Origin of the sequence: Pseudomonas sp. LAIL14HWK12:I7, assembly GCF_000483465.1 — a bacterium.
GTDB classification, from domain to species: Bacteria; Pseudomonadota; Gammaproteobacteria; order Pseudomonadales; family Pseudomonadaceae; genus Aquipseudomonas; species Aquipseudomonas kermanshahensis.
This window is the reverse complement of the sequence record NZ_AXYZ01000009.1, coordinates 262,948-287,543: the sequence shown is the minus strand read 5'-3', so window position 1 is coordinate 287,543 and position 24,596 is coordinate 262,948. Positions and strand designations below refer to the sequence as shown.

Here is a 24,596-nt window from a genome sequence, read left to right as displayed (position 1 = left end):
GCCCGTGCGTAGCCTCTTCACCCGATTCTTTCAGCTCGAAGCTGCCAGCGGTCTGCTGTTGATCGCCGCGGCCGTTCTTGCGCTGGTCATCAACAACTCACCTTTGTCCTACCTGTACAACGGCCTGCTCGACGTCCCGGTGGCGGTCAAAGTTGGCGCGCTGGAAATCGCCAAGCCCTTGCTGCTGTGGATCAACGACGGCCTGATGGCGCTGTTCTTCCTGCTCATCGGCCTGGAGGTCAAGCGCGAGGTGGTCGACGGCCACCTCTCCAAGCCCTCGCAGATAGTCCTGCCCGCTACCGCTGCGGTGGGTGGCATGGTGATACCCGCACTGATCTACTGGTTCATCAACCGCGACGACCCGGCTGCGGTCGCCGGCTGGGCCATCCCCACCGCCACCGACATTGCCTTCGCCCTGGGCGTGCTGGCACTGCTGGGCAAGCGGGTACCGGTCTCGCTGAAGCTGTTCCTGATGACCCTGGCGATCATCGATGACCTGGGCGCGATCATTGTCATTGCCCTGTTCTATTCGGGCACCTTGTCGAGCGTCTCGCTGTTGCTGGCCGGCGCCTGCCTGGTAGCGCTGCTGGCCATGAACCGGCTTGGCGTGGTCAAACTCGGGCCCTACCTGATCATCGGCCTGGTGCTTTGGGTGTGCGTGCTCAAGAGCGGTGTTCACGCCACGCTGGCGGGTGTCGCCCTAGCGCTGTGCATCCCACTGCGCACCCGCAACGCCGAAACGTCGCCGCTGCTGTCCCTGGAGCATGCCCTGCACCCTTGGGTTGCCTACGCCATTCTGCCGCTGTTCGCCTTCGCCAACGCCGGTGTTTCGCTGGCAGGCATGAACCTGGACAGCTTCACTCATCCAGTACCGCTGGGTATCACTGTCGGCTTGCTGTTGGGTAAGACGGTAGGGGTCTTCGGCCTGACCTGGGTTGCGATCAAACTTGGCCTGGCCGCGTTGCCGGCAGGCGCAAACTGGGGGCAATTGTTGGGGGTGGCGATCCTCTGTGGCATCGGCTTCACCATGAGCTTGTTCGTGGGCTCGCTGGCATTCGTGCCCGGCAGTAGCGATTACGCAGGCATGGACCGCATGGGCATCCTTACGGGCTCGTTCTTCGCCGCGGTCATCGGCTATGCCGTCACTGCGATGGCCAGCCGCAAACCCCTCGCAAGCTAAAAACAGTGGCATTAAAAAACCCCGACTGGCGTGGCCATGTCGGGGTTTTTTATTGTTGCGCTACAACGGGGTCAAGGCTCAGTGCGAGACGCGGCTGGTACCGTCGACGGTCATGATGCGAACACGGTCGCCAACCCGGAAAATCTCGTTTTCCTGAACGGCCTGCACATAGGCACGCATGCTGCCGTCATCTTCACGCACGGTGATTTCAACACCCTGGGTGCGAGTGATGCCTTCCTCGGCGGCAGAACCTGCCAGGCCACCGGCCACTGCACCAATTACGGCCGCAACGATGCTGCCGCGGCCACCACCGACTGCACTGCCGGCAACGCCACCGACAATGGCGCCAGCGCCACCGCCGATTGGGGTCTTGGTGCCTTCGATCTTGACCGGACGGAGGGATTCGATGGTACCCATACGCACTGTCTGCACGCGACGGGCCTCATCACGGGAGTAGCTATCGCCGGTCAGGCTCGAGGCACAGCCCCCCAGCAACAGCGACATGGTGGTAAAGGTCGCCACCAGCAAAGCGGATTTACGCATAGGTAAAATCTCCAAAAGTCATCGGTGTCCATTAGACGCTGCGCGTTGACGGCTGTCACGACGCAGACGCAATAAAATTGTTTTCATTCAGCCTGGGTACAGCCTGCATGGACTGTATCGTGGGGCCTTTCAAGTGAGACCAAGGATAGCCATGGATTACTTCATCGTCGTGGTGACAACTGTCGCAGGGCTGTACTTCCATGGGTGGCTGTATGTGCGCATGCGCCGCTGGATGGACCGCGACCTGGCGCTATCGCTGGCCGGGAAGGATGCGCAGAAGCGTGACTACATGTTGCAGCGGCTGGAGCAGGCACGCAGAGAGAAGGTCAAGCGCAAGGCGCTGGCGAGTTGGTTGGCACGTGAGGCCGAGGCTTATCCCGGCGTAGCGGAATAAACACCTGGGGCCGCAAGCGGCCCCAGGGTTGTCAAGGCGCCAGCCGCTCTCGCAGCCATTGCCCATCCACCAGGCGGTAATTCAACCGGTCATGCAGGCGGCTCGCCCGCCCCTGCCAGAACTCGATACGCTCAGGCAACAGACGGTACCCTCCCCAGTGCTCGGGGCAATGCGGCTGAGTGTCACAGAACCGCGCCTCGGTCGCCTTTACCAGCGCTTCCAACGCTTCGCGGCCGGTTATTACCTGGCTTTGCGGCGAGGCCCAAGCCCCCAGGCGGCTGCCCAGCGGTCGCACCTGGTAGTAGTCGTCCGACTCCTTGGCCGTGACCTTTTCCACACGCCCTTCGATACGTACCTGGCGCTCCAGCGCCGGCCAGAAGAACGTCATGGCGGCGAAAGGGTTGGCCTGCAGTTGCTGGCCCTTGGCACTTTCGTAGTTGGTGAAGAAGGTAAAACCACGGTCATCGAGCCCCTTGAGCAGCAAGACGCGGCAATGGGGCCGGCCTTCGCCATCGACCGTGGCGAGGGTCAAGGCGTTGGCCTCAACCGGGGGTTGTTCAGTCTTCACCGCATCGGCGAACCACTGGTGGAACAAAGCGAACGGCTCCCCCGGGGCCTGGGCTTCTGCCAGGCCATCACGGGTGTAGTCGCGGCGCATATCGGCCAGGGTTTGAGTCATGGCTGCGTTTCCTTGACGATCAGTTGGTCTTCGCAGGGCTGTTGGCGGCTACTTTCTTGTCGGTGGTCGCCTTCTTGGCAGCGGGCTTGGCCGGCGCGGCTTTGCTTTTTGCAGCCGTCTTGGCGGGTGCCTTGGCCTTGGCGACAGGCTTTTTCGCGGCCGGTTTGGCAGCGGCCTTGGCAGCCGGTTTGGTGCTGACGGCCTTGGCGGCAGGTGCCTTGGCATCTTGCACTGCGACCATCGACGCTGGGGTCGGTGCCGGCGCGGCCTGTTGGTACTTGGCCAGCAGCGCGACCATGGTGTTCTGTGGCGTCAGCAGCAATTCCACACGGCGGTTCAGTGCACGGCCTTCGGCGCTGTCGTTGGCGGCGCGCGGCATTACCGACCCCATCCCCTTCAGGCTCAGGCGATCACGTTGCAGGCCGCTGAGGCGGAAAATCGCCGACACCGAGGCGGCGCGCTCCAGGCTGAGCTTCTGGTTAGCCGCTGCAACACCGCTGCTGTCGGCATGGCCCAGCACCAACACGGCGGTCTTGGAATCGCCCTCGACGGTCTTGGCCACACGGGTGATCGGGCCCAGGGTCATCGGCAGCAGCATGTTCGGGCGATCAGGGTTGTACGAGCTGTCCACCGGAATGGTCACCGCCAGCACGTTGTCACGGCGCTCCAGTTCCAGCTTGCTGTCCTTGATGGCTTCACGCAGCTTGGGCTCGTATTCGTCCAACCAGGCCTGGGTGGCTTTCTGGTCGATCTTGGGTACAACGGGCCCTTTGGCCGTGTCGTCGCCGCCAAACGGCCACCACCAGCGGCTTGCGCTTTCGGACTTGGCATCGGCCTTGGCGACCTTTTCGGTGACGGCTTGCTTCACTTCCTGCTCGGCAACCTGGTCCGACCCAAAAGGCCACCAGTTGAAACCACTGTCCTTCGCGGCGTCCGGGGAATGACTGGCGCAGCCGGTGACGGCGGTCAGGCACAGGGCGAGTGCTAAGGTTTTATGTGAAGACATCAGCGATACACCATGAAATAGAAGGAAATTTTGCCAACGCACTTAACGCGTAGACATTGAGGATAGTCAAAGGGGTCAGCCAATACCCGCATTACCCGATCAAAGGCAACTGGCAAGGACGCGGACTAACTTCTGGGCTCTTGGGTCCATGAGCACATACGGGCCAAGGGTATTGACCACAAAACCGAATGCCACATCGTGCTCCGGGTCGGCGAAACCTACCGAGCCGCCCGCGCCGGGATGCCCGAACGCACGGGCACCGAGGCCAAAGGTGGCATTGGCCACCTCGGGCTGGTCAAGCATGCAGCCCAGGCCGAAACGGGTCTGGGTCAGCAAGGTGCGATCCTGGCCGATACTGTGCTCGCGAGTGAGTTCGTCGAGCAGCTCGGACTCGAGCAGGCTGCCATCGAGCAGCCCGGCATAGAAGCCTGCCAGGCTGCGGGCATTGCCGTGGCCATTGGCCGCCGGTTGCTGCATGCGCCGCCACTCGGGCTTGTTGGTACTGGTGAGAATCGCTGGCGGGTTGGTGAACGCACGGGTCGACAGCGCCTCGGGCTCACGCATGGTCACCTGCAGCAAGCGCTGGGCCGCGGCATCGCCGGGGTTGCCCTTGCCGCGTGCGATATGCGCCACGCGGTAAAACTCGTCATCCGCCAGGCCGACATGGAAGTCCAGCCCCAACGGCCGGGCCGTACGGGCCACGATCGAATCGCCTGGGCCACGGCCGTCTGCACGGCGGATCAGCTCCCCGATCAGCCAGCCATAAGTGATGGCGGCGTAGCCGTGTTCGGTGCCGGGCGCCCACCACGGGGTTTCGGCGGCCAAGGCATCGACCATCGCCTGCCAGTCATACAACGCCTCGGCAGGCAGCAACTCACGGATGGCCGGCAGGCCAGCGCGATGGCTGAGCAACTGGCGCAGGGTGATGGACTGCTTGCCGGCCTGTGCGAATTCGGGCCAGTAATGCGCGACCGGAACATCCAGCGCCAATTTTCCCTCGCCTACCAGTTGCAAGGCGGTGACGGCGGTGAAAGTCTTGGTGCAGGAGAACAGGTTGGCGATGGTGTCGCTGTGCCAGGCCTGCTGCCCGTCCTTGTCGCTGGTGCCCGCCCACAGGTCGATCACGGTCTCGCCGCCCACCTGGATGCACAGCGCCGCGCCACGCTCCTGGGGATCATCGAACAACTCGGCGAAGGCTTCACGCACCGCCTCGAACTTCAGCTCATAGTGACCCTGGATCTGCACCCACTGTTCTCCGTACGACCTTCTGAAAATGGCGTGCATTGTTTCAGTAGTTGGCGGTTTTGCAAACTGGCTTAGGCTGGGTGGTCGCAGGTAAAGGGGCCGTTTGACGGCCCCGATGGCTCACGGCTGCGGCTTGACCAACTGCGCGCGCAACTGACCAATGGCCTGCTGGTTGTTTTTACGCACCGCCTCGACGAACCCTGAGTAGGGCACATCGGTGATGGCCACCAGCCCCAGGTGCCCGTTCTCACCATCGAGCAGCCGCCCACTGGCCGGTTGGTCCAGGTACTGGAACCAATGCGCACCGACGATCATCGGCTGCGCCAACGCGGCCTTGAGGAAGTTGCCATAGGCCGGCCCACGGTCTTCTTCACGCGCCACCTCCAACGGCCCCGGCCAGAACGGCCCACGGTCGCGGGAGCCGAACTGGAACTCGGACACCAGCACCGGCTTGTCCAGCTCGGCAAGGCGGGCGAAGTCGTAACCGTCCTCAGGCTTGAGGGTATAGAAGTTGAAACTCAGCACGTCGCAGAACTCCGCGCAGGCCTTGACCGCTTCTGGCGTGCTCACCGCATAGCGGCCGCCGAGCAGCAGGTGATTGGGCGCGTGCCACTTCAACGAATCGGCGATGGTCTTGAAATAGGTCTCGGCGAACACCTGCTGGAAGTACTGGTAATCCCGTTCGATTTCCGGGTGCTCCGGGTTGGGCAAGGGGGCCTCGAAACCGGGGTCTTCCATCAGCTCCCAGGCGGACAGTTCAATCCCCCAAGCCTTGGACAGGCCCTCCTGGTTGCGGTATTTGTCCCGCAGTTGCTTGAGGAAGGCGCGCTTGGCGGGCACGTCGGTGGTCAGGCGCAGTGTGCCGTAGGCCAGCCCGTAGCGGGCCTTGGGGTCATTGCCCGGTGCAGCCCAGGCCAGCTCGTTGTCAGCGAAGTAGCCGATCAGCCACGGGTCATCACGGTGGTCCCGGGCGGCGATGGCGACCGCGCGCTCAGTGGCCATGGCGAACCGGGGGTCGAAGGGGTCGGGCATGCTGCCCCACCAGTCCATGCCCGTACTGATGCTGGCGTAGTCACCGACAATCGACAGCGGCAAGGTGTAGGGCATGCGCTTGGCCTGGCCCAACGCCGAATCGCTCCAGTTACCCAGGGTATTGAAACCCCAGGCTTGCAGGCGATCGAGCGCGTGCGTCTGCCAGCGCGAGGCATCCAGCACCAATGGCGGGCACTCTACTGCAGGCTGCCCCTCAACGCGGGGCGGGCAAGGTTTGCCATAGGTGCGCTGGATATTGGCGGCATAGAAGTCGAACCAACGCCCCTGCTTGAAGTTGCGCCCTTGCGACGAGGCATTGCCGTCGTCGTTGTTACCCTTGCCATAGAACGCCGCCAGCGGATCATTATCGCCGGGCAGCGCCTTGAACATGCCGTCACGGCCTTCGACGTAGGTGCGCCCGCCATCCGCGGCCACGGCGTTGACACCCAGCGAGTAGAACGGGTGGCCATCCGGCGTTACCAGGTACCAGCGCCCATCACGCTTCTCGGTTCGGAAAAAACCCTTGGCCTCGAACGCCGCCCCGTCCAGCAGCCCGCCATAGGTGTCCAGGGGCTGCTTGCCAAGCTCTGCCAGCCAGCCCTTGAGTTGCTGCTGTTCGCGCACATCGGCAGCCTTGAGCTGCTCGTCGCTGCCGATTTTTTCAGGCCATTGGCCACGCGTGGACTGGCCATAAGCATCGATCAGCTCGTGGTAGGCAGCTTTGTAGGCCTGGTCGTCATCCTGAATACCCACCTTCTCGATCAGCAGGCTCTGCGCCACCTTGGGGTTGGGGATCGTCAGGCTGACAGAGGCCACTTGCTTGAGGTCTACAGCGCCCGCGCTACTGGTCAGCAGCAGGCGCTGGCCGGCATACGTCCACGGCATTGGCGGGCCTGCGCGCATACCCTGGCTCAACGGCGAGGTGGCCGTGAGCGGCACCATCACCGTCTGGGCCGGCCCGGCTGGCAGGTCGATGCGGCTGGTCAGCGTGCGGCCATCAGTGCCCAGCACGGTGACATCCACTGTCAGCGCCCAATCCATGGCGCTTTGCAGGCGCAAGGTCAGGAACTGCCCGGTCGACCAGTCCCAGGCACCGCTTTGCGGGCTCAGGCGCAGGGTCGGCCGCTCGACTGGGTTGAACACCACGCGCCGCAGCACCTCCCCCCCGGCCGTCTGCTCTGCGTTGTACTGCGGCATGCCGGCCTCGGTGGTCACCACGTTGACCACCGAGGCCGGGCGCACGAAGCTGAACAGCGTCTGCTGCCCGGCCAGCAAGGGCGAGCTGAACAACAGGGCGAATACGACAGGCAGGGTACGGCGGACCATAGGGCTGGGGCTCTCCTTCAGGGCCCTCGTGAGCCCAAGACTGAGTGATGGACAACAAGCCGGAGCAGTGTGCTCCGGCCGTCAGGAAATCTCCCGCCGGAAGGGCGGCAGCGCATTGAGAATAGCCTTGCCGTAGCGCTGGGTGACCAGGCGCCGATCGAGCAAGGTGATGACGCCGCGATCCTGCTCGGTCCGCAGCAACCGGCCACAGGCCTGGATCAGCCGCAACGAGGCATCCGGCACGGCAATTTCCATGAACGGGTTACCGCCGCGGGCTTCGATCCACTCGGCCAGGGCCGCCTCGACCGGGTCGTCGGGCACGGCGAAGGGGATCTTGGCGATCACCACATGCTCGCAATAGGCACCGGGCAAATCGACACCTTCGGCAAAGCTGGCCAGGCCGAACAACACGCTGTGCTGGCCATCATCGACCCGCGCCTTGTGCTTGTTCAGGGTCTCCTGCTTGGACAGGTTGCCCTGGATCAGCACCAGCTTGCGCCAGTCCCGGTCCAGGCCGTCGAACACATCCTGCATCTGCTTGCGCGACGAGAACAGCACCAGCGCACCGCGGGCATCGTCGAGCATGTTAGGTAATTCGCGGATGATGGCGGCGGTGTGCGCCGCCGCATCACGTGGGTCGGCGCCCAGGTCGGGCACCCGCAGCAGGCCGGCATCGCCATGCACGAACGGGCTGGGGACCACGCAGGTAACGGCATCACGCGGCAGGCCCGAACGCATGCGGTAGCGGTCAAACTTGCCCAAGGCGGTGAGCGTGGCCGAGGTCACCAGCGCGCCGTGGGCGACACTCCACAGGCTGCGACGGAGCATTTCGGCGGCGAGAATGGGGCTGGCGTTGACTTCGATGTCGAACAACGCCCCACTTTCGGCCAGGGTCAGCCAACGTGCCATGGGTGGGCTGTCTTCGGGGTCTTCGGCGGTGAAGGCCGTCCACAGCTCCCAGTTGCCCTGTGCGCGGGTCACCAGGCTGCCGAACAGCGGGTACCATTCTTCGGCCTGGTGGCTGGCGATACCGATATTGACTTCACCGTCCATGCCTTCCTTCAGCAGGTCGGCCAGGCGAGTGAACAGGTCGTTGAGGCGGGCGAAGCCCTTTTTCAGTTCGATGCCCACCTCGCGGATCTGCTCCGGCACCACGCCCCCTTCGAAGCGATAGCGCGGGCGTTCACGGCCCTCGGTGTCTTCACTGGGGCGGAAGTCCGCGACCTGTTCGCACAGGGTGAACATGAACTGCTGCTGGGTGCGGATCTCACGTGCCAGCTCCGGCACCTGTTCGATCAGTTTGCCCAGGTCACCCGGCAACGGGTGCTGAGCCAGCAGCTTGGTGAGGTTCTTGGCGGTCTGCTCCAGCCAGTCGGCGGTGGAGCGCAGGCGCGAGTAATGCGCGAAGTGGCCAATGGCTTTGTCTGGCAGGTGGTGGCCTTCGTCGAACACGTACATGGTGTCGCGTGGGTCGGGCAACACCGCGCCGCCCCCCAGGGCCAGGTCAGCCAGGACCATGTCATGGTTGGTGACGATTACGTCGACCTTGCCCATGCCCTCGCGCGCTTTATAGAACACGCACTGCTGGAAGTTCGGGCAGTGGCGGCCAGTGCATTGGCTGTGATCGGTCGTCAGGCGTGCCCAGTCCTGGTCTTCCAGGGCTTCGGACCAGCTGTCGCGGTCGCCGTCCCAGCGGTTGCCCGCCAGTTTCTCGATCATGCTGTTGAACAGTTTCTGGCTGCGCTCGTCGACTTCGATGTGGAAGCCTTCTTCCTCGAACAACTGCGCAGTGGCCGATTGTGCGTGGCCTTCTTGCAGCAGCACATCGAGCTTGGACAGGCACAGGTAGCGGCCGCGCCCCTTGGCCAGGGCGAAGCTGAAATTGAGCCCGCTGCTGCGCATCAGGTCGGGCAGGTCCTTGAAGACGATCTGCTCTTGCAGGGCGACGGTCGCGGTGGCGATGACCAGGCGCTTGCCGGCAGCCTTGGCGGCCGGGATCGCGGCCAGCGCATAGGCGACCGTCTTGCCGGTACCGGTACCCGCCTCGACGGCGACAACGGCAGGCTCGCCGGCACGGCGGCCTTCATCGTCGCAGGCGATGTCGCCGAGCACCTTGGCCACTTCGGCGATCATCAGGCGCTGGCCGTACCGCGGCTTGAGGCTCTTGGCTTCGAGAAAACGCGAATAGGCGCCCTGGATGGTGGCTTTGAGTTCGTTGCTGATCATGGTCTGCAGGCGCCCGGAGGGCTGGATATATTTTCAGTGTTTCGCATGGGCGGCTATCATACCCCGCTATTGCCCTTTATGCCGCATGGAGATCCGGATGCTTGCCTTTGCCCTCCCCTACACACTGCATGTCCTGGCCGCGTTGGTCTGGGTCGGCGGCATGTTCTTCGCCTGGCTGGTGCTGCGCCCGGCAACGGTTGCAGCCCTCGACGGGCCTGCGCGCCTGCGGTTGTGGGTGGAAGTTTTCCGACGCTTCTTCAGATGGGTCTGGTTGGCGGTCGCGATTTTGGCGATCAGCGGTATCGGCATGTTGCACATGCGCTTCACAGGCTTCGAGACCGCGCCCAAATACGTGCATGTGATGATCGGTGGCGGCATTGCCATGTTCGCCCTGTTCATGCGCATCCAGGCGTTGCTGCTGCCAGAGCTGAAAGCAGCCGTGCAGGCCGAGGACTGGGCGGCGGGGGCCGCGGTACTGGGCAGGATTCGACGGATGGTCGGCATCAACCTGCTGCTGGGCATCGCGGTGGTGGCAGTGGCCAGCTCGCGGTGGGTGCTGTAGGCGACGCAACCCTGGGCCGCGCCGCCCGCGCGGGTCAAAGGCGCTGCAGGATCAACTCACCCGAGGCACCGGCCAGGCCTGGCTGGCCCGGTTGCCCCGGCCGCCCGCTGGCACCGGCATCGGTGCGATAGACCAAACACCCTTTACTCGCCCCGCCTTTGCCTGCCTTGCCCGCTGTGCCGGCCTGGCCCGGGGCACCGCCATCCAGGCGCACCACAATGCGCGATTGAGCAAAGCCCTGCGGCACACTCAGGCGAATTCGCCCACCCGCCGCACCGTCATGCCCGTTGCCGCCATCATCGCCATTGGCGCCGCGGCTGGCTTGGCCCCAGGTGCAGCCCCCGGCTTGGCCGTTGGCACCATCAAGCCCTGCATAACCCGGCGCGCCGGCACCGCCTCGGGCATCGATCGACAGTTGCTCGGCCTCTAACTCATCCAGCTTCAAGTCCAGGCTTCGCCCGGAACGGGCCGCACGCTGGTAGGTGCCTGGCGCACCCGGGGCACTGATTTCGCTGCCCTCACCCAGCCGGGCACTGCGTGCTTCAATGCGCAGCGGGTGGTCAGCGGGGGCAATGGCGATACGCGCCTCACGCCCCAGTTGCAGGTGATCGACCTTCAACTCGGTGAGCGTGGCAGGTAAAAGCAGCGTCGCCGAGTCGGCTACGCGCAGGGACTCAAGGTGCACGCTGGCCGACTTGTCGGGCAAGCGCAGCATGGAATTGGAAGCCACTTCAAGGCTTTCGGCCTGGGCCAAGGGCGCGGCCAACACCGCCAGCAACATCAGATTACGCATTGCGCGGCGCCTCCTGCGCACGAGGAATGGACATGACATGGAAGATCCCCGTCAGCAGGATCTGCAAGCGGTCGAACCAACGGTGGCTGCGCCCACGCAGGCTGGCGTTGAAGAACAACACCTCGAGCACATGCAGGCTCAGCAAGACAATGCCTGCCGCGTTGATCAGAAGATTGAATGGCAAGGGTTGCGGCATCAACAGATTGAACAGCGCCACGCCCCAGAAGATAACGGTCAGGACCTTGCCCAGGCCCAGGATGAACTTCATAGCCCCGCCCCTCTACATTTATTGTTATGTCGAAGCGGCCCGTTCGAGCGAGCCGTGCGACCAACAGTACCTGTAATGCCAAGGCGTGCGCCAGAGGCCCTGCAGTGACGCTTGTCGGATCGAACTGCCCAGCAGCCTGCGCCCGCGCCACTGCTCCAGGCGCGGACGCTGGTGCTGGCCGTCACCGCTGGATCTTGATCTCGGTGCGACGGTTCATGGCGCGCCCATCGGCCGTGGCGTTGTCAGCCACTGGCTGGGTTTCACCGGCACCCACTATCGAGACGAAGCTGCTGCGCGGCACACCGCTCTCGACCAGGTAATCGGTCACCGAATGGGCACGGCGCTCGGACAGTTTCTGGTTGTAGGTGTCAGAACCCACGCTGTCGGTATGGCCGCTGACACTCAGGCGGGCACTCGGTGCTTCCTGTTTGAGGCGGGTGGCGATGGTGTTCAGCCGCTCTTTATCCTTGGCGGTCAGACGCGCAGAGTCGAACTCGAAGTGCACATCGCGGATGACGATGACCTCTTCCTTCTGCACCACGACTTCCTCGACCACCGCGACCGGTTCTGGCGGGCAGCCATTGGCATCGACCTGAACACCGCGTGGGGTGCCGGGGCACTTGTCACGGCTGTCCGGCACGCCGTCACCATCCTCGTCGCCATCGCCATGGGCCCAGCAATAGCCCGCCGCCAGGCCACCGCCCAACAACGCGCCCCAGCCAGCCCAGCTGGAACTCTCGATGGCACCCAAGGCGGCGCCGCCTACGCCCCCGACGGCAGCACACTTCGGCCAGTCGGTTTTTTGCAAACCTGCACAACCAGTCAACACACTGGTGAGCAGTACCAGGGGTATCGCTGTGCGTACTATGCTCATTTTCGTTGCTTCTCCTAGGGGAATCGGCATAAGGCCGATCTCTGGGAGTAAAGACCGCGCAATCCATCCCTGCCAGCAATAAGCCACGACGCGGTCACATGCCGCTTTGCCCAGGCGCTGCGGCCCGTTAGTCTTGGATGACTTGAACGAGGATTGGCAATGACCGACGGTTTTTCGCAGCGCACGCCCCAGCAGGCCTTGGCGGCCCTGCTCGAGCGTTTTACCCCTCAACGCCTGTTGCTGGTAGGCACGCGCTTCCCCGCACTGGACGCCTTTGCCGAGGCACACCCGCAGGTGGCCATCGCAACGACTGCACCCGGCCCGTTGCCGGCAGACCTTGCCGGTCAACGCTTCGACTTGGCGGTGCTGGTGGACTGCTTGGAGCACCTGCCCAAGCGTACCGGCCTGGAACTGCTGGGCGGCATTCGTAACCTTAATGCCAGCCGGGTTGCGGTGCTGGCCGACCTCTCGGCCTGCGGTTGGCAAGACACCGACTTTTTCGCCCTGGCCTTGTCTGCCAGCGAAAAATTCCGTCGTGAAGGGCAGGTGTTGAGCCTCTTCACCTATGATCTACATGACTACAAGCAAGTCCCGGACTGGCTCAATGCGCGATTCTGGGCCAACCCTGAAAATTTTGGAAAGTACTGGTGGTGATGATGAGTGTCTCGGTCTGCCCTTGCGGCAGTGGCAACCTGCTCGACGCCTGCTGCGGGCACTACCATGCCGGAACCCCGGCACCGGATGCCCAGACGCTGATGCGCTCGCGCTACAGCGCTTACGTGCTGGGCCTGATCGACTACCTGGTGAGCACCACCCTGCCGGCCCAGCAAGCGGCGCTGGACCGCGGCGCCATGGCCAGTTGGAGCGCCCAAAGCACCTGGTTGGGGCTGGAGGTGGAAAGCGCCGAGGTGCTGGGTGGCCAACCCGAGCACGGTTTTGTCACCTTCACCGCGCGCTGGCACGATGAGGACGGCGATCACCAGCACCGCGAGCGCTCGGCGTTCGTCCAGCATGAGGGGCGCTGGTACTTCATCGACCCCACGGTCGGGCTGAAGGCCGGGCGCAACGACCCTTGCCCTTGCGCCAGCGGTCAGAAGTTCAAGAAATGCTGTGCCAGTTACGTGGCCAGCTGAGCATGATCCCCCAGGCCCGCGTACTGCTGCTCGGCGCCCTGCTGGCACTGCTGGCGGGCTGCGTCAGCTGGGGCGGCGACGACTGGCGCGAACCTGAGGTGCACCTGGTCAGGGTCGAAACGGTCAAGGCCAGGCTACTTGAGCAGGAGTTCGTGCTGCACCTGCGCGTCGACAACCCGAATGACAGCCGCTTGTTCATCCGCAGCCTGGCGTATTCGATACGGCTCAACGACCTGCTGCTGGTGCAGGATGAGACCAGTGTGTGGCGCAGCGTCGGCGGCCATGCCCGGCGCACCTTCAAGATCACCGCGCGGACCAACCTGTGGCAGCACCTCAAGCCGCTGGCCAAGCTGCTTAAAAGTGAGCAACCGCTGCATTACACCTTGCAGGGCGAGCTGGCCACCGGGTTGCTGTTCCACCGGGACCTGCACTTGTCGCGCAGTGGTGAGATAATCCCCGGTGATTTCATACCGGAGTAACTTTGCAATGACCCAGCAACCTCATGTTCATGGCCCTGACTGCAACCACGATCATGATCACCACCACGATCACGACCATGGCCATGTGCACGGCCCGCACTGCAACCACGGCCATCAGGAACCTGTTCGTAACGCCCTGAAGGACGTTGGCCGCAACGATCCTTGCCCTTGCGGCAGCGAGAAGAAGTTCAAGAAGTGCCACGGCGCTTGATCGGCACGTTGTGCTGAGGGCCTGGGTGTAGGGGTTGAGTGATGTGGTGTTCTCAAGATCGAGCGCCGCGCGGGCGGCGCTCGATCTTGAGAACACCACATCACTCAACCCCTACACCTGCCGCCCCTCGCCCATCGCCCCTCCCACATACCATTCGTAAATAAACCGCCTAAGCACCTTGCACCGCGCCTGCGTGCTCACTACCTTAGCGCCTTCCAAACCCCCGCCACGCCTTGCAGGAGCCCTTGTCATGGCCGCCCCCGCCTTTCCTCCCTTCCGCCTGCGGTTCACGACCGCTGCCACGCTGCTCGGCATGCTCGGACTCGCCGGTTGCCAGATGGGCGGCTACCAGGACAGCGTGCCACCGACCACCGGCGTACAGCCGCTCAAAGGCCTGGCACAAAACGTCTCGGTCCGGCGCAATGCCATGGGCGCGCCGTTGATCGAGAGCGGCAACTTCCATGACGCGCTGTTCAGCCTCGGTTACGTACACGCCGGGGATCGCATCGAGCAGATGATCGCCATGCGCCTGCTCGCCCAAGGCCGCCTCGCCGAACTTGCCGGCAGCGATGCCCTCGACATCGACCGCCTGATGCGCGCCGCCAACCTCAAGCAAAGCGCCGCCCAGCAATACGCCGACGCCTCGCCACGGCTCAAGCGCTTCTTCGAGGTCTACGCCCGCGGCGTCAACGCCTACCTGTTCCGCTACCGCGACAAGCTGCCCGCCAGCCTGGCCAGCAGCGGCCATCGCCCTGAGTACTGGAAGCCAGAAGACTCGGCGCTGATCTTCAGCCTGTACGCCTTCAGCCAATCGGTGAACCTGCAAGAAGAACTCAGTGCCCTGACCCTGGCGCAGAAGGTCGGCAGCGACAAGCTGGCCTGGCTGCTGCCCGGCGCACCGGACGAACCGTTGGCCGACAGCGAAGTGGACAAGCTCAAGGGCCTCCACCTCGCTAGCCAGCTACCCGGCTTGCCCGCCCTGGCGGCAGCCAGCCAAAAGCTCGCCGACCTCGACCTGCTCGGTAGCCCAGGCTCGGCCAACCTGGCCTTGGCAGGCCAACGCAGCCGCAGCGGCAAGAGCCTGCTGGCCAGCGACAGCCAGGCCGCCTGGGCGCTAAGCCCGGTGCAGATCCACACTGGCAAGTACCAGGTCGCCGGCCTGTCGCTGCCGGGCCTGCCGATCGTGCTGGCCGGCTACAACGGTAAGATCGCCTGGAGCAGCAGCGCCGTGATGGCCGACAACCAGGACCTGTACCTGGAGCAACTGCGCCGCCAAGGCAACCAACTGAGCTACCTGGCCGACGGCAAATGGCTGCCAGCACGGGCACGCAGCGAAACCTTCTTCGTGCGTGGCCAACGCCCTCTGCGCGAGGTCATGTACGACACGCGCCACGGCACCCTGCTTGCCCAGCCGGCAAGCGCCAGCCTGGGCCTGGCCCTGAACCTGCCTCAATTCAAGGGCGACCGCAGCCTCGACGCGCTGTTCGACCTGACCCGCGCCAAGACCGTCGAACGGGCATTCGACAGCACCCGCGAAGTCGCCGCCGCGGCGCTCAACTTCGTCTTCGCCGAGCCAGAGCACATCGGCTGGCAAGTCAGCGGGCGCTACCCTAACCGCCGCGAAGGCCAGGGCCTGCTGCCTTCGCCCGGCTGGGACGGCCGTTACGACTGGGACGGTTACGCTGACCCGATGCTGCACCCATACGATCAGGACCCGCCGGCTGGCTGGATCGGCCACGCCAACCAGCGCAGCCTGCCGCGCGGCTACGGCATGCAGTTGTCCAACACTTGGTACTACCCCGAGCGCGCCGAGCGCCTGGCTCAGTTGGCAGGCAACGGCCGTCACGACAGCCGCAGCCTGATGGCCCTGCAAAACGATCAAGTCACCCTGCTAGCCGACAAGCTCAAGCAGATGTTCGACGCACCGGGCATGGCTCAACCGCTCAAGCAAGCCATCGATGCCCTGCCACCTGCACAGCGTGATAAGGCCCGCGACGCCTTGGCCCGGCTCAAGGCATTCGATGGCCGGCTGAGCCCGGTGTCGGCAGATGCCGCGCTGTACGAGCTGTTCCTTCAGGCCTTCGCCCGCGAAACCTTCCTCGACGACCTCGGGCCAGAATCCAGCCCTGCCTGGCAGGCGTTCGTCAGCAACGCGCGGCTCTCCTACTCGGCACAGGCCGACCACCTGCTGGGCCGCGAAGACAGCCCGTTCTGGGATGACCGCAGCACCCCGCAGAAAGAAGACAAGCCGGTGATTCTCGCCCGCAGCCTGGCCGCTGCGGTGGATGCCGGCACTGCGCAACTCGGCGCCGACCGCCGCGCTTGGCAGTGGGGCAAGCTGCACCAGTACCGCTGGCCGGCACCGGCCTACCATGGCCTGGGTGATGCCCTCAGCCGTTCACCGCTGGCTGCCGGCGGCGACTTTAGTACCCTGGCCCTCACACCCTACGCCTGGGGCAGTGACTTCGACACCCGCCTGCCAGCATCGGCACGCATGGTCGTCGATTTCGGCCAGGCCGAACCGTTGCAGGTGCTGACCAGCAGTGGCCAGTCCGGCAACGCGGCAAGCCCGCACTACAGCGACGGGTTGGATGCCTGGTTCAAGGGGCGCTTCATGAGCCTGCCGCTGCAACCGCAGAACTTTGGGCGGGCCTACGGGAGCCAGCGGCTGACCTTGGTGCCGGGTCGGTAAAGGGGATGGTGTGATGGGCTGGGTGTATGGCGCAGGCCTTGTAGCGCCTGTGAGATCGAGCGCCGCCCGCGCGGCGCTTCGCAGCACAAGGCTGCTCCTACATCTGTTTCGGCTTCGGTCGTTGGTGTTTTCCAGCTGGATCTTCCAGTTGCCGGGGAAGCGGAAGCGGTGCTCGCCGGGGACCTTGATGCCGTAGCCGGCGCCTTGCTTCATGAACAAGTCCATCCACTTTTTCGCTGCGCCGAGGAAGTCTTCGAGCGGTTCGATGTCGTCCTTGAAGGTGGCGAAGACCATGCCGGCGTAGCTTTCGACGCGCAGGCTGACCAGTGGCAGCTCGGCCTTGTCCAGGCAGTCGCCGTAGCTTTCCGGGTGGGGGATGCCGCGCAGCGAGCCATCGAGGGCGTAGCCCCAGCCGTGGTAGGGGCAGACGAAGCTGTTGGTCTTGCCCTTCTTGTGCTCGCAGACCGTGGCGCCGCGGTGGCGGCAGCGGTTGAGCAGCACGTTGATGGCCTTTTTGCGGTCACGCACGACGATCACCGGCTGTTTGCCGATGAAGGTGGTCTTGTAGCTGCCGGGCTCGGGGACTTCGCTCTCGTGGGCGACCCAGATCCAGGTGCTGTGGAAGATCTTCTGCAGTTCGGCGTCGAACAGGGCCGGGTCGGTGTAGAGGGAGGTGTGGACACGGTCGGGCTGGACCAGCTCGGCCGGGTCGACCGTCAGGTTGACGGCGGGGATCAGGTTGCTCACGGTATCGTCCTCGACTCAGGCGCGCTGGATGATCAGTTCGCGGCCGACACGGGCCTCGACCTTGGCGTAGCGCCACAGCTTGTAAGGCCCGTCGCCCACCGCCGTGCAGCGGAACAGGTTGCAGGCGGCGTGCACGGTATCGATGTCCGGTACGTCGGCCAGCAGGTAGGTGGTCCAGGGGAAGCCGTCGGACGGGCCGACCATGCCTTGGTCATCGTCCATGTTGCCCAGCACGTTCACCCCGGCCAGGTCGTGAATGCCATTCCACATCGCGCTGAAGGCGGCCCACACCTGTAGCTGCTCCTCACGGGGGGCATTGAAGAAGTTCTGGTTGATGCCCATGCAGAACAGCACACGCAACGCTTTCTTATCGCTCATGACAAAATTCCCGAAAATTACAGGTAGCCCGGAAGGGGTTGTTTACCGAAGAACATCGCACCGGCGTTCTGGTACGTGACGTCGCCCATGAAGGCGTGCTGGGTCACCACCTGCGCATCGTTGACGCAGCGGGCCAGCGGGCTTTCGTTGTAGATGCCGGTCATGCCCGAGAGCATCTGCGCACTGCGCGCCACTTCAGCGGCCACACGGGCGGCATGGGTGGAGGACAGGCGCAACAGGTTGGTGACGTCGACCGGTACCGGGTCGCCCGCCACCACGTGCTCCCAGGCACGTTCGATGGACTCGTAGAAGAACGCGCGCGCCGAGCGCAGCGCCGCCTCGGCCTTGGCCACATCGACCTGGGCCAGCGGCCGGTCGGCCAGTGCCGGGGCGCCGGTCACCGAGATGCGCCCACTGGCCATGCCTGACAGTTCGTCCAATGCAGCGCGGGCAATGCCCAGCCCGACCACCGAGAGCACCTGGGTGGCGAACGACAGTGACGGGTAACGGAAGAACGGCTCGTCCAGGTTGGGCTTGCCGCCGCGCACGAAGGTCCACTGTTCGCCCACCACCACGTCCTCGACCACCAGGTCGTGGCTGCCAGTGCCGAGCAGGCCGACGGTGTCCCAGGTTTCTTCGATGCGCGCCTGCTGGCGCGGCATCACGGCCAGGCGCGGCAGGTCGAGCTTGTCGCCATTGCGTGGGGCAATTCCGACACCCACGATGTCCGCGCCCATGGACCCGCTGGAGTACTTCCAGCGGCCGTTGACCTTGAAGCCTCCGGGCACGATCTCGGCCGGTTGTGGCGGGAAGATGCCCCCGGCAAACACCGTGTCGGGGCTGTTGCCGTAGATCTCGGCGATGGTCTCCAGCGGCAGCGCCGCCAGGTACACGGGGCTCATGCCGAAGCTGGCCACCCAGCCGGCGGAGCCGTCTGCATGGGAGATGCGTTCGATCATTTCACAGAAGGCCCCCGGCGAGCACTCAAGCCCACCAAAGCGCTTAGGCACCAAGGCGCGGTACACGCCATGGGCCTTGAACGCGTCGATCACATCGCGGGATATGTAGCGCTGGCGGTCGAACTCACCGAGGCGAGCACGATCACGAACACCGTCAAGCAAGGCCTCGAAAGCAGGGCCAGAGGCGAGCGCCGACACAGGCGCGGCACGCAGGCAAAGCGAATCCATGGACATTCTCCGTCTCAGGCGCGGTTTTTGTACTGATGCTTGTGGGGGGCGTTGGCTGGGCTCGTGGAAGGCAAGCACTGGCCATACAGAGGGGCGAAGGCAGGTTCGGGCGGCATGGTCTGTCTCTCTTGTTTTAGGTGCCGGTGACAAATATTTGCGGCGATTTACGTGAATTGTCAATTGAATTTTCACGCTAAAACAGGAGAAAAATTTACCTATACCTAACGGATAAACCCTCTAAAAATTGGCTATCTACATGATTTAAATGGATTTATACGACTTCAAAAACCGGTCTCAACGCGCCTAAAAAAACTAACGACCCGCGCCGATATCACGAAAAATTTTTAGCGCCTTTTTCACATGATTTCGGACAGAAAAAAACGCGTGTACGATGGCCTGGCATGGAGCGCAACAACGCCGGCCACCACGCCGAGCACACAAAAAAAACAAGCCAACGCCCCACCAGGATGGATGGGGACACGCCAATGCCTGCCGTGATTACCCCCGAGGTCGAGGTCATGCCCACCCGCCATATCGATCTGCAGGACCACCGCCTGCGCTACCTGCACCTGAGCCATGACAAGGGCTCCATGCGCGCCGCTGCCGAAGTGCTCGGCGTCGCCACCTCATCGGTCAGCCGGCAGATCGCCCGGCTGGAAGAAGAACTGGGCATCGAACTGGTGCGCCCCGGCACCCACCGCATCAGCCTGACTGCCGCGGGCGAGGCTGCCGTGGACTACTACATCGAACGCATTCGCCAACACGCGCTGCTGGTCGACCGGCTGGACGAATTGCGAAGCCGCCAGCAAGCCTCGACGGTGATCGCCATCGGCGAAGGCCTGCTGGGGGCCCGGGCGATCAATTCGTTGCAGGGCTTTTTGCACGCGCACAATGCGCACAAGGCCGAGATCATCAGCGCCCCGTCCTTGGAGGTGCAGCGCATGGTGATGAACGACGAGGCGCACCTCGGCGTGGTCTTTGCGCCTAACGCGTCGGCCCGCCTGACGCGCCTGTTCAGCCTGGCGCAGCCATTGCGGATGATTGTTCACCGTGACAGCCGGATGGCCGAGCGCTCCACGGTCAGCCTCGCCGAAGTGGCCCGCGAATCACTGGTGCTGCCCGGCGCCAACTTCCGCGTGCGGGAGCTGGCGGATGCCGCCTGCAAGGACCAGCCGTTCGCCATCGTGCCCACCCTCACCTCCAACTCCCTGGCGGTGATTCTGGACTTCGTTCGGTCGGGGCTGGGCGCCACCTTGCTGGCCGAACTGCCGATCATCGACGAGCTCAAGAACGGCACCTTCAAGGCCCTGGCCATCGATTGCGAGGCGATGAATGCGACCGATATCCAGATTGTTACGCGCCGTGGGCGAACCTTGGATGGGATGAGCCGAGAATTGGCGACGGAGATGGCCAAGGCGGTGCGGATGGCGTTGTGATTTGTGCATAGGGGCCGGTGGGGTTTGCCTTGGTGTTTGCCTTGGGAGATGCAGCGCCTATGAGATCGAGCGCCGCCCGCGCGGCGCTTCGCAGCACAAGGCTGCTCCTACATCTGTTTCGGGCCAATTATTTCTGGGACGAGGGCACGCGACTTTCTTGGCGTAACCGTAAAAATGTAGGAGCAGCCTTGTGCTGCGAAGCGCCGCACGGGCGGCGCCCGATATCACAGGCGCCACAAGCCCCACGACGAACTCACTCGAACTTCCCATCGCCCACCGCGCTCCTAACTGGTAACCCACCACCGGCGCCCGTGCCATGGACCTCGTTATCGCCCGCCCCGAAGGCCTGTACTGCCCGCCCGGTGATTTCTACATCGACCCTTGGCGGCCGGTGGACCGTGCCATCATCACCCACGGCCACGGCGACCACGCCCGCACCGGCAATAACCATTACCTGACCGCCGCGCCCGGCGCGGGCATCCTGCGCAGCCGACTGGGCCAGGACATCAACCTGCAAACCTTGGCCTACGGCGAGCGCATCCTCCACCACGGTGTCACCCTAAGCTTGCACCCCGCCGGCCATGTGCTGGGCTCGGCGCAAGTACGCCTGGAATACCAAGGCCAGGTTTGGGTCGCTTCGGGCGACTACAAAGTCGAACCCGATGGCACCTGCGCCCCGTTCGAGCCAGTGCGTTGCCACACCTTCATCACCGAGTCGACCTTCGGCCTGCCTATCTACCGCTGGCCCCGCCAGCCTCAGGTGTTCGCCGGTATCAACGCCTGGTGGCGCGCCAATTGCGCACAGGGCAAGGCCAGCGTGTTGTTCTGCTACGCCTTCGGCAAAGCGCAGCGCATTCTCCACGGGCTGGACGCGAGCATCGGGCCGATTCTGGTACACGGCGCGGTCGAGCCATTGAACCGGGTGTACCGCGAAGCTGGCGTGCACCTGCCGGAAACCCGCTATGCCGGCGACATCCCGCGCAACGACCCATTAATGCGCCAAGCCTTGGTCCTGGCCCCGCCCTCTGCCGGGGGCAGTAGCTGGATGCGGCGCTTCGGCGATTACAGCGATGCCTTCGCCAGCGGCTGGATGCTGTTGCGCGGCACACGCCGGCGGCGTGGCGTCGACCGCGGCTTCGTACTGTCGGACCACGCCGACTGGCCGGGCCTGCTGTGGGCCATTGGCCAGACCGGCGCTGAGCGCGTGATGGTCACCCATGGCTCGGTTAACGTGCTGGTGCGCTACTTGAACGAACAGGGCCTGGATGCTCGCGCCTTCGCCACCGAATACGGCGACGAAGACGAGCCCGCGACCTCGGAGCCCGAGGCATGAAAGCCTTCGCCGCACTGTACCTGCGCCTGGACGCGACCACCTCCAGCAACGCCAAGCTCGACGCCTTGCGCGACTACTTTGCCCAGGCGCCTGCCGAGGATGCGGCCTGGGCCGTGTACTTCCTCGCCGGCGGCCGCCCGCGGCAACTGGTGCCAACCCGTGTGCTGCGCGAACTGGCGACTGAGCTGGCAGAACTGCCTGAATGGCTGTTCGAAGAGAGCTATCAAGCCGTGGGCGACCTGGCCGAAACGATCTCGTTGCTGCTGCCCGAGAACAGCCATGGCAGCGACGAGGGGTTGGCCCACTGGGTCGAGACACACCTGCTGCCCCTTCGAGGCCTGCCGCCCGACGTGATCCACCAGCGCCTGCCGCCGCTCTGGGCGCAGCTCGACCGGCCAAGCCTGATGCTGTGCCTGAAGCTGATCACCGGCAGCTTTCGCGTCGGTGTGTCCAAGCTATTGGTCACTCGCGCCCTGGCGCAACTGGCCGGCCTGGACGCCAAGCGCGTGGCCCAGCGCCTGGTCGGCTACACCGACATCAGCCACCGCCCTACCGCCGCCAGTTACCAGCAGTTGATCGCTGCCGAGTCGGCGGATGAACACCGCCAGCGTGGCGGTCAGCCCTATCCTTTTTTTCTGGCTCACCCGCTGCAGGCGCCCGTCGAGCAGTTTGACGCGCAACTCGGCCCGCCGAGCGACTGGCAGATCGAATGGAAGTGGGATGGCATCCGCGCACAGGTGGTCAAGCGCGACGGCCAGCTGTGGGTCTGGTCGCGTGGCGAAGAGCTCGTCACCGATCGCTTCCCCGAGCTGCACAGCCTGGCGCAAACACTGCCGGACGGCGTTGTGCTCGATGGCGAGATCCTGGTGTGGAAACCAGGGGCCACGGACGATGCCCTGGCCGTGCAACCCTTCGCCCTGTTGCAACAACGCCTGGGCCGCAAGACCCTGGGCAAGAAGCTGCTGGCCGACGCGCCCGTGGTGCTGCAGGCCTATGACCTGCTGGAATGGCAGGGCGAGGATTGGCGCAACCAGGCGCAGCACGTACGTCGTCAGCAGTTGCAACGCCTGGTAGCGGATTACCCGCTGGCGCCTGTGCTGCTGTCGCCCTTGCTCGAAGGGCAAACCTGGGCCGAGCTGGCCGAACAGCGCGAGCAGTCGCGCAGCCTGGGCGTGGAAGGCCTGATGCTCAAGCAGCGCGAGGCCTTGTATGGCGTGGGTCGCACCAAAGACATGGGCACCTGGTGGAAGTGGAAAATCGACCCGTTCAGCGTCGATGCCGTGTTGATCTACGCCCAGCGTGGCCACGGCCGCCGCGCCAGCCTCTACAGCGACTACACCTTCGCCGTCTGGGACGCGCCGCCCGGCACGGCCGGGCGAGCATTGGTGCCCTTCGCCAAGGCGTATTCAGGGCTGAGCGACGAAGAGATGCGCAAGGTTGACGCGATCATCCGCAAAACCACAGTGGAAACGTTCGGCCCGGTGCGCAGCGTGACCCCGACCTTGGTGTTCGAACTGGGTTTCGAAGGCATTGCCCTGTCCAAACGCCATAAAAGCGGCATCGCCGTGCGCTTTCCACGCATGCTGCGCTGGCGCCTGGACAAACCGGTCGAAGAAGCCGACGACCTCGCGACACTGCAGGCACTGCTGATCTGACAGTGCCTAATTCGCACAGGCGCAGACGCAAAAATTATGCTTCTATCTTTGTGCCGACCCGTGTCGCAGACCGTATTCGCCACGTAGCCAGGACTACCATGCACCATTCGACCCACGACCTGCTTTCTCCCGTACCGGGCATTTCACGCCAACTGCACAGCTTTCACTTTGGCCCACGCGGTGGCGGCAAGGTGTACATCCAGGCCTCGCTGCATGCCGACGAACTGCCCGGTATGCTGGTGGCCTGGCACCTCAAGCGCAGGCTGGCCGAACTGGAACAACAGGGCCGTCTGCAGCGGGAAATCATCCTGGTGCCGGTGGCCAACCCGGTCGGTCTCGAACAGGTGCTGCTGGACGCTCCGTTGGGGCGCTTCGAACTGCAGAGTGGCGAGAATTTCAATCGCAACTTCGTCGACCTGTCCGATTCCATCGGCGATCAGATCGAAGAGCACCTGACTCAGGACGCCGCACACAACGTCGCCTTGATCCGCGAATACCTGCGCCGCGGGCTAGACGCCCACCCCGCACGCACCCCACTCCAGGCCCAACGCCTGATCTTGCAGCGCCTGGCCTGCGACGCCGACCTGATACTCGACCTGCACTGCGACTTCGAAGCCGTCGAGCACCTGTACACGACGCCCGATGCCTGGCCACAGATCGAGCCACTGGCCCGCTACCTGGGCGCCCAGGCGAGCCTGCTGGCCACCGATTCAGGCGGGCAATCGTTCGATGAATGCTTCAGCCTGGTCTGGTGGCAGTTGCAGCAACGCTTTGGCAAGCGCTTCCCGATTCCGCTGGGCTGTTGCTCGGTCACTGTCGAATTGCGCGGCCAGGCGGACGTGAGCCATGACCTGGCCGGCAAGGACTGCCAGGCGATCCTCGACTTCCTGACCCACAACGGCGTCATCGAAGGCACCTGCGCCCCCCTTCCTCCACTGCCCCGCGCGGCCACGCCCCTGGCGGCCGTAGAGCCCGTGTCGACGCCGCTTGGCGGTTTGCTGGTGTACCACGCGCGCCCAGGCCAGCACCTGCAAGCCGACCAGTTGATCGCCGAAGTCATCGACCCGCTCAACGACCGGGTGACTGCGGTGCGCAACAGCCAACCCGGCCTGCTGTACGCCCGTAGCGTGCGCCGCATGGCGACGGCAGGCATGGTCATCGCCCATGTGGCGGGCGAGCAGGTGTGCCGCAGCGGCTACCTGCTGGGGAATTGATCC

At 64.3% G+C, this 24,596-nt stretch carries 23 protein-coding genes and 1 pseudogene; 12 read left to right on the top strand and 12 right to left on the bottom strand.

Translation table 11 applies throughout. The features are described from left to right. Positions 1-4 precede the first annotated feature (4 nt). The gene (nhaA, locus tag D886_RS0112355; protein ID WP_027594233.1) at positions 5-1,180 is read left to right on the top strand and encodes a Na+/H+ antiporter NhaA; all 1,176 of its coding nucleotides are present in this window, start codon (positions 5-7) and stop codon (positions 1,178-1,180) included. Between the two features lie 78 nt (positions 1,181-1,258). Here the strand turns inward: nhaA and D886_RS0112350 are convergent, their stop codons facing one another. After that, positions 1,259-1,723, bottom strand: a complete 465-nt coding sequence (locus tag D886_RS0112350; RefSeq protein WP_027594232.1) for a glycine zipper 2TM domain-containing protein — start codon at positions 1,721-1,723, stop codon at positions 1,259-1,261. Between the two features lie 151 nt (positions 1,724-1,874). On the opposite strand from D886_RS0112350, the gene D886_RS0112345 reads away from it, so the two are divergent. After that, on the top strand, positions 1,875-2,117 hold the full coding sequence (locus D886_RS0112345; protein ID WP_027594231.1) for a hypothetical protein: 243 nt from the start codon (positions 1,875-1,877) through the stop codon (positions 2,115-2,117). Between the two features lie 31 nt (positions 2,118-2,148). On the opposite strand, the gene pdxH is transcribed toward D886_RS0112345, so the two are convergent. The 5 genes from pdxH to dinG form a co-directional block, all read right to left on the bottom strand. After that, the gene (pdxH, locus tag D886_RS0112340) at positions 2,149-2,796 is read right to left on the bottom strand and encodes a pyridoxamine 5'-phosphate oxidase (protein WP_027594230.1); all 648 of its coding nucleotides are present in this window, start codon (positions 2,794-2,796) and stop codon (positions 2,149-2,151) included. A 19-nt stretch (positions 2,797-2,815) separates the two neighbouring features. After that, on the bottom strand, positions 2,816-3,802 hold the full coding sequence (locus tag D886_RS0112335; protein WP_027594229.1) for an OmpA family protein: 987 nt from the start codon (positions 3,800-3,802) through the stop codon (positions 2,816-2,818). A 99-nt stretch (positions 3,803-3,901) separates the two neighbouring features. Continuing rightward, positions 3,902-5,047, bottom strand: a complete 1,146-nt coding sequence (locus tag D886_RS0112330) for an EstA family serine hydrolase (RefSeq protein ID WP_027594228.1) — start codon at positions 5,045-5,047, stop codon at positions 3,902-3,904. A 120-nt stretch (positions 5,048-5,167) separates the two neighbouring features. Further along, a complete protein-coding gene (locus tag D886_RS0112325) occupies positions 5,168-7,405 on the bottom strand; it encodes a beta-galactosidase (protein ID WP_027594227.1) in 2,238 nt (745 codons plus the stop codon). An 81-nt stretch (positions 7,406-7,486) separates the two neighbouring features. After that, complete coding sequence (dinG, locus tag D886_RS0112320; RefSeq protein WP_027594226.1) at positions 7,487-9,631, bottom strand: ATP-dependent DNA helicase DinG; 2,145 nt, start codon at positions 9,629-9,631, stop codon at positions 7,487-7,489. 97 nt (positions 9,632-9,728) lie between these two features. Here dinG and D886_RS0112315 point away from each other — a divergent pair, with 97 nt between their 5' ends. Continuing rightward, positions 9,729-10,193 carry a CopD family protein gene (locus tag D886_RS0112315; protein ID WP_027594225.1) on the top strand — a complete coding sequence of 155 codons (465 nt, stop codon included), beginning with the start codon at positions 9,729-9,731 and terminating at the stop codon, positions 10,191-10,193. 34 nt (positions 10,194-10,227) lie between these two features. Here D886_RS0112315 and D886_RS0112310 read toward each other — a convergent pair whose 3' ends face one another. The 3 genes from D886_RS0112310 to D886_RS0112300 form a co-directional block, all read right to left on the bottom strand. Next, positions 10,228-10,986, bottom strand: a complete 759-nt coding sequence (locus D886_RS0112310; protein WP_027594224.1) for a hypothetical protein — start codon at positions 10,984-10,986, stop codon at positions 10,228-10,230. Next, positions 10,979-11,254: a DUF1145 domain-containing protein gene (locus tag D886_RS0112305; RefSeq protein ID WP_027594223.1), complete on the bottom strand. Its 276-nt coding sequence runs from the start codon at positions 11,252-11,254 to the stop codon at positions 10,979-10,981. Before D886_RS0112305 ends, D886_RS0112310 begins: the two co-directional genes overlap by 8 nt. 181 nt (positions 11,255-11,435) lie before the next feature. Then, positions 11,436-12,128 (bottom strand): OmpA family protein, encoded by a 693-nt coding sequence (locus tag D886_RS0112300; RefSeq protein WP_027594222.1) that lies wholly within the window; start codon positions 12,126-12,128, stop codon positions 11,436-11,438. 159 nt (positions 12,129-12,287) lie between these two features. Here D886_RS0112300 and D886_RS0112295 point away from each other — a divergent pair, with 159 nt between their 5' ends. From D886_RS0112295 to D886_RS0112275, 5 genes are all read left to right on the top strand, one after another. After that, complete coding sequence (locus D886_RS0112295; RefSeq protein WP_027594221.1) at positions 12,288-12,782, top strand: DUF6231 family protein; 495 nt, start codon at positions 12,288-12,290, stop codon at positions 12,780-12,782. Between the two features lie 2 nt (positions 12,783-12,784). Beyond that, positions 12,785-13,261: a YchJ family protein gene (locus tag D886_RS0112290; RefSeq protein ID WP_027594220.1), complete on the top strand. Its 477-nt coding sequence runs from the start codon at positions 12,785-12,787 to the stop codon at positions 13,259-13,261. A gap of 2 nt (positions 13,262-13,263) precedes the next feature. Further along, a complete protein-coding gene (locus D886_RS0112285; RefSeq protein ID WP_027594219.1) occupies positions 13,264-13,740 on the top strand; it encodes an LEA type 2 family protein in 477 nt (158 codons plus the stop codon). Between the two features lie 7 nt (positions 13,741-13,747). Continuing rightward, entirely contained in the window at positions 13,748-13,951 is a 204-nt protein-coding gene (locus tag D886_RS27780; protein WP_033694179.1) for an SEC-C metal-binding domain-containing protein, read from the top strand. A gap of 250 nt (positions 13,952-14,201) precedes the next feature. After that, the gene (locus tag D886_RS0112275; RefSeq protein WP_027594218.1) at positions 14,202-16,643 is read left to right on the top strand and encodes a penicillin acylase family protein; all 2,442 of its coding nucleotides are present in this window, start codon (positions 14,202-14,204) and stop codon (positions 16,641-16,643) included. A 117-nt stretch (positions 16,644-16,760) separates the two neighbouring features. Here the strand turns inward: D886_RS0112275 and D886_RS27775 are convergent. The 3 genes and pseudogenes from D886_RS27775 to iacA form a co-directional block, all read right to left on the bottom strand. Further along, positions 16,761-17,390 (bottom strand): annotated as a pseudogene (locus tag D886_RS27775) (aromatic ring-hydroxylating dioxygenase subunit alpha); the annotation flags it as partial. A gap of 15 nt (positions 17,391-17,405) precedes the next feature. Continuing rightward, positions 17,406-17,768 carry a hypothetical protein gene (locus D886_RS0112265; protein WP_027594216.1) on the bottom strand — a complete coding sequence of 121 codons (363 nt, stop codon included), beginning with the start codon at positions 17,766-17,768 and terminating at the stop codon, positions 17,406-17,408. Positions 17,769-17,785: 17 nt separating this feature from the next. Then, positions 17,786-18,955: an indole-3-acetate monooxygenase gene (iacA, locus tag D886_RS0112260; protein ID WP_027594215.1), complete on the bottom strand. Its 1,170-nt coding sequence runs from the start codon at positions 18,953-18,955 to the stop codon at positions 17,786-17,788. Between the two features lie 485 nt (positions 18,956-19,440). On the opposite strand from iacA, the gene D886_RS0112255 reads away from it, so the two are divergent. From D886_RS0112255 to D886_RS0112240, 4 genes are all read left to right on the top strand, one after another. Continuing rightward, on the top strand, positions 19,441-20,391 hold the full coding sequence (locus D886_RS0112255; RefSeq protein WP_225876706.1) for a LysR family transcriptional regulator: 951 nt from the start codon (positions 19,441-19,443) through the stop codon (positions 20,389-20,391). Positions 20,392-20,707: 316 nt separating this feature from the next. Next, a complete protein-coding gene (locus tag D886_RS0112250) occupies positions 20,708-21,724 on the top strand; it encodes a ligase-associated DNA damage response exonuclease (protein ID WP_027594213.1) in 1,017 nt (338 codons plus the stop codon). After that, a complete protein-coding gene (locus tag D886_RS0112245) occupies positions 21,721-23,379 on the top strand; it encodes an ATP-dependent DNA ligase (protein ID WP_027594212.1) in 1,659 nt (552 codons plus the stop codon). The genes D886_RS0112250 and D886_RS0112245 overlap by 4 nt, the downstream gene beginning before the upstream one ends. A gap of 98 nt (positions 23,380-23,477) precedes the next feature. Further along, positions 23,478-24,593 carry a succinylglutamate desuccinylase/aspartoacylase family protein gene (locus D886_RS0112240; protein WP_027594211.1) on the top strand — a complete coding sequence of 372 codons (1,116 nt, stop codon included), beginning with the start codon at positions 23,478-23,480 and terminating at the stop codon, positions 24,591-24,593. Positions 24,594-24,596 lie beyond the last annotated feature (3 nt).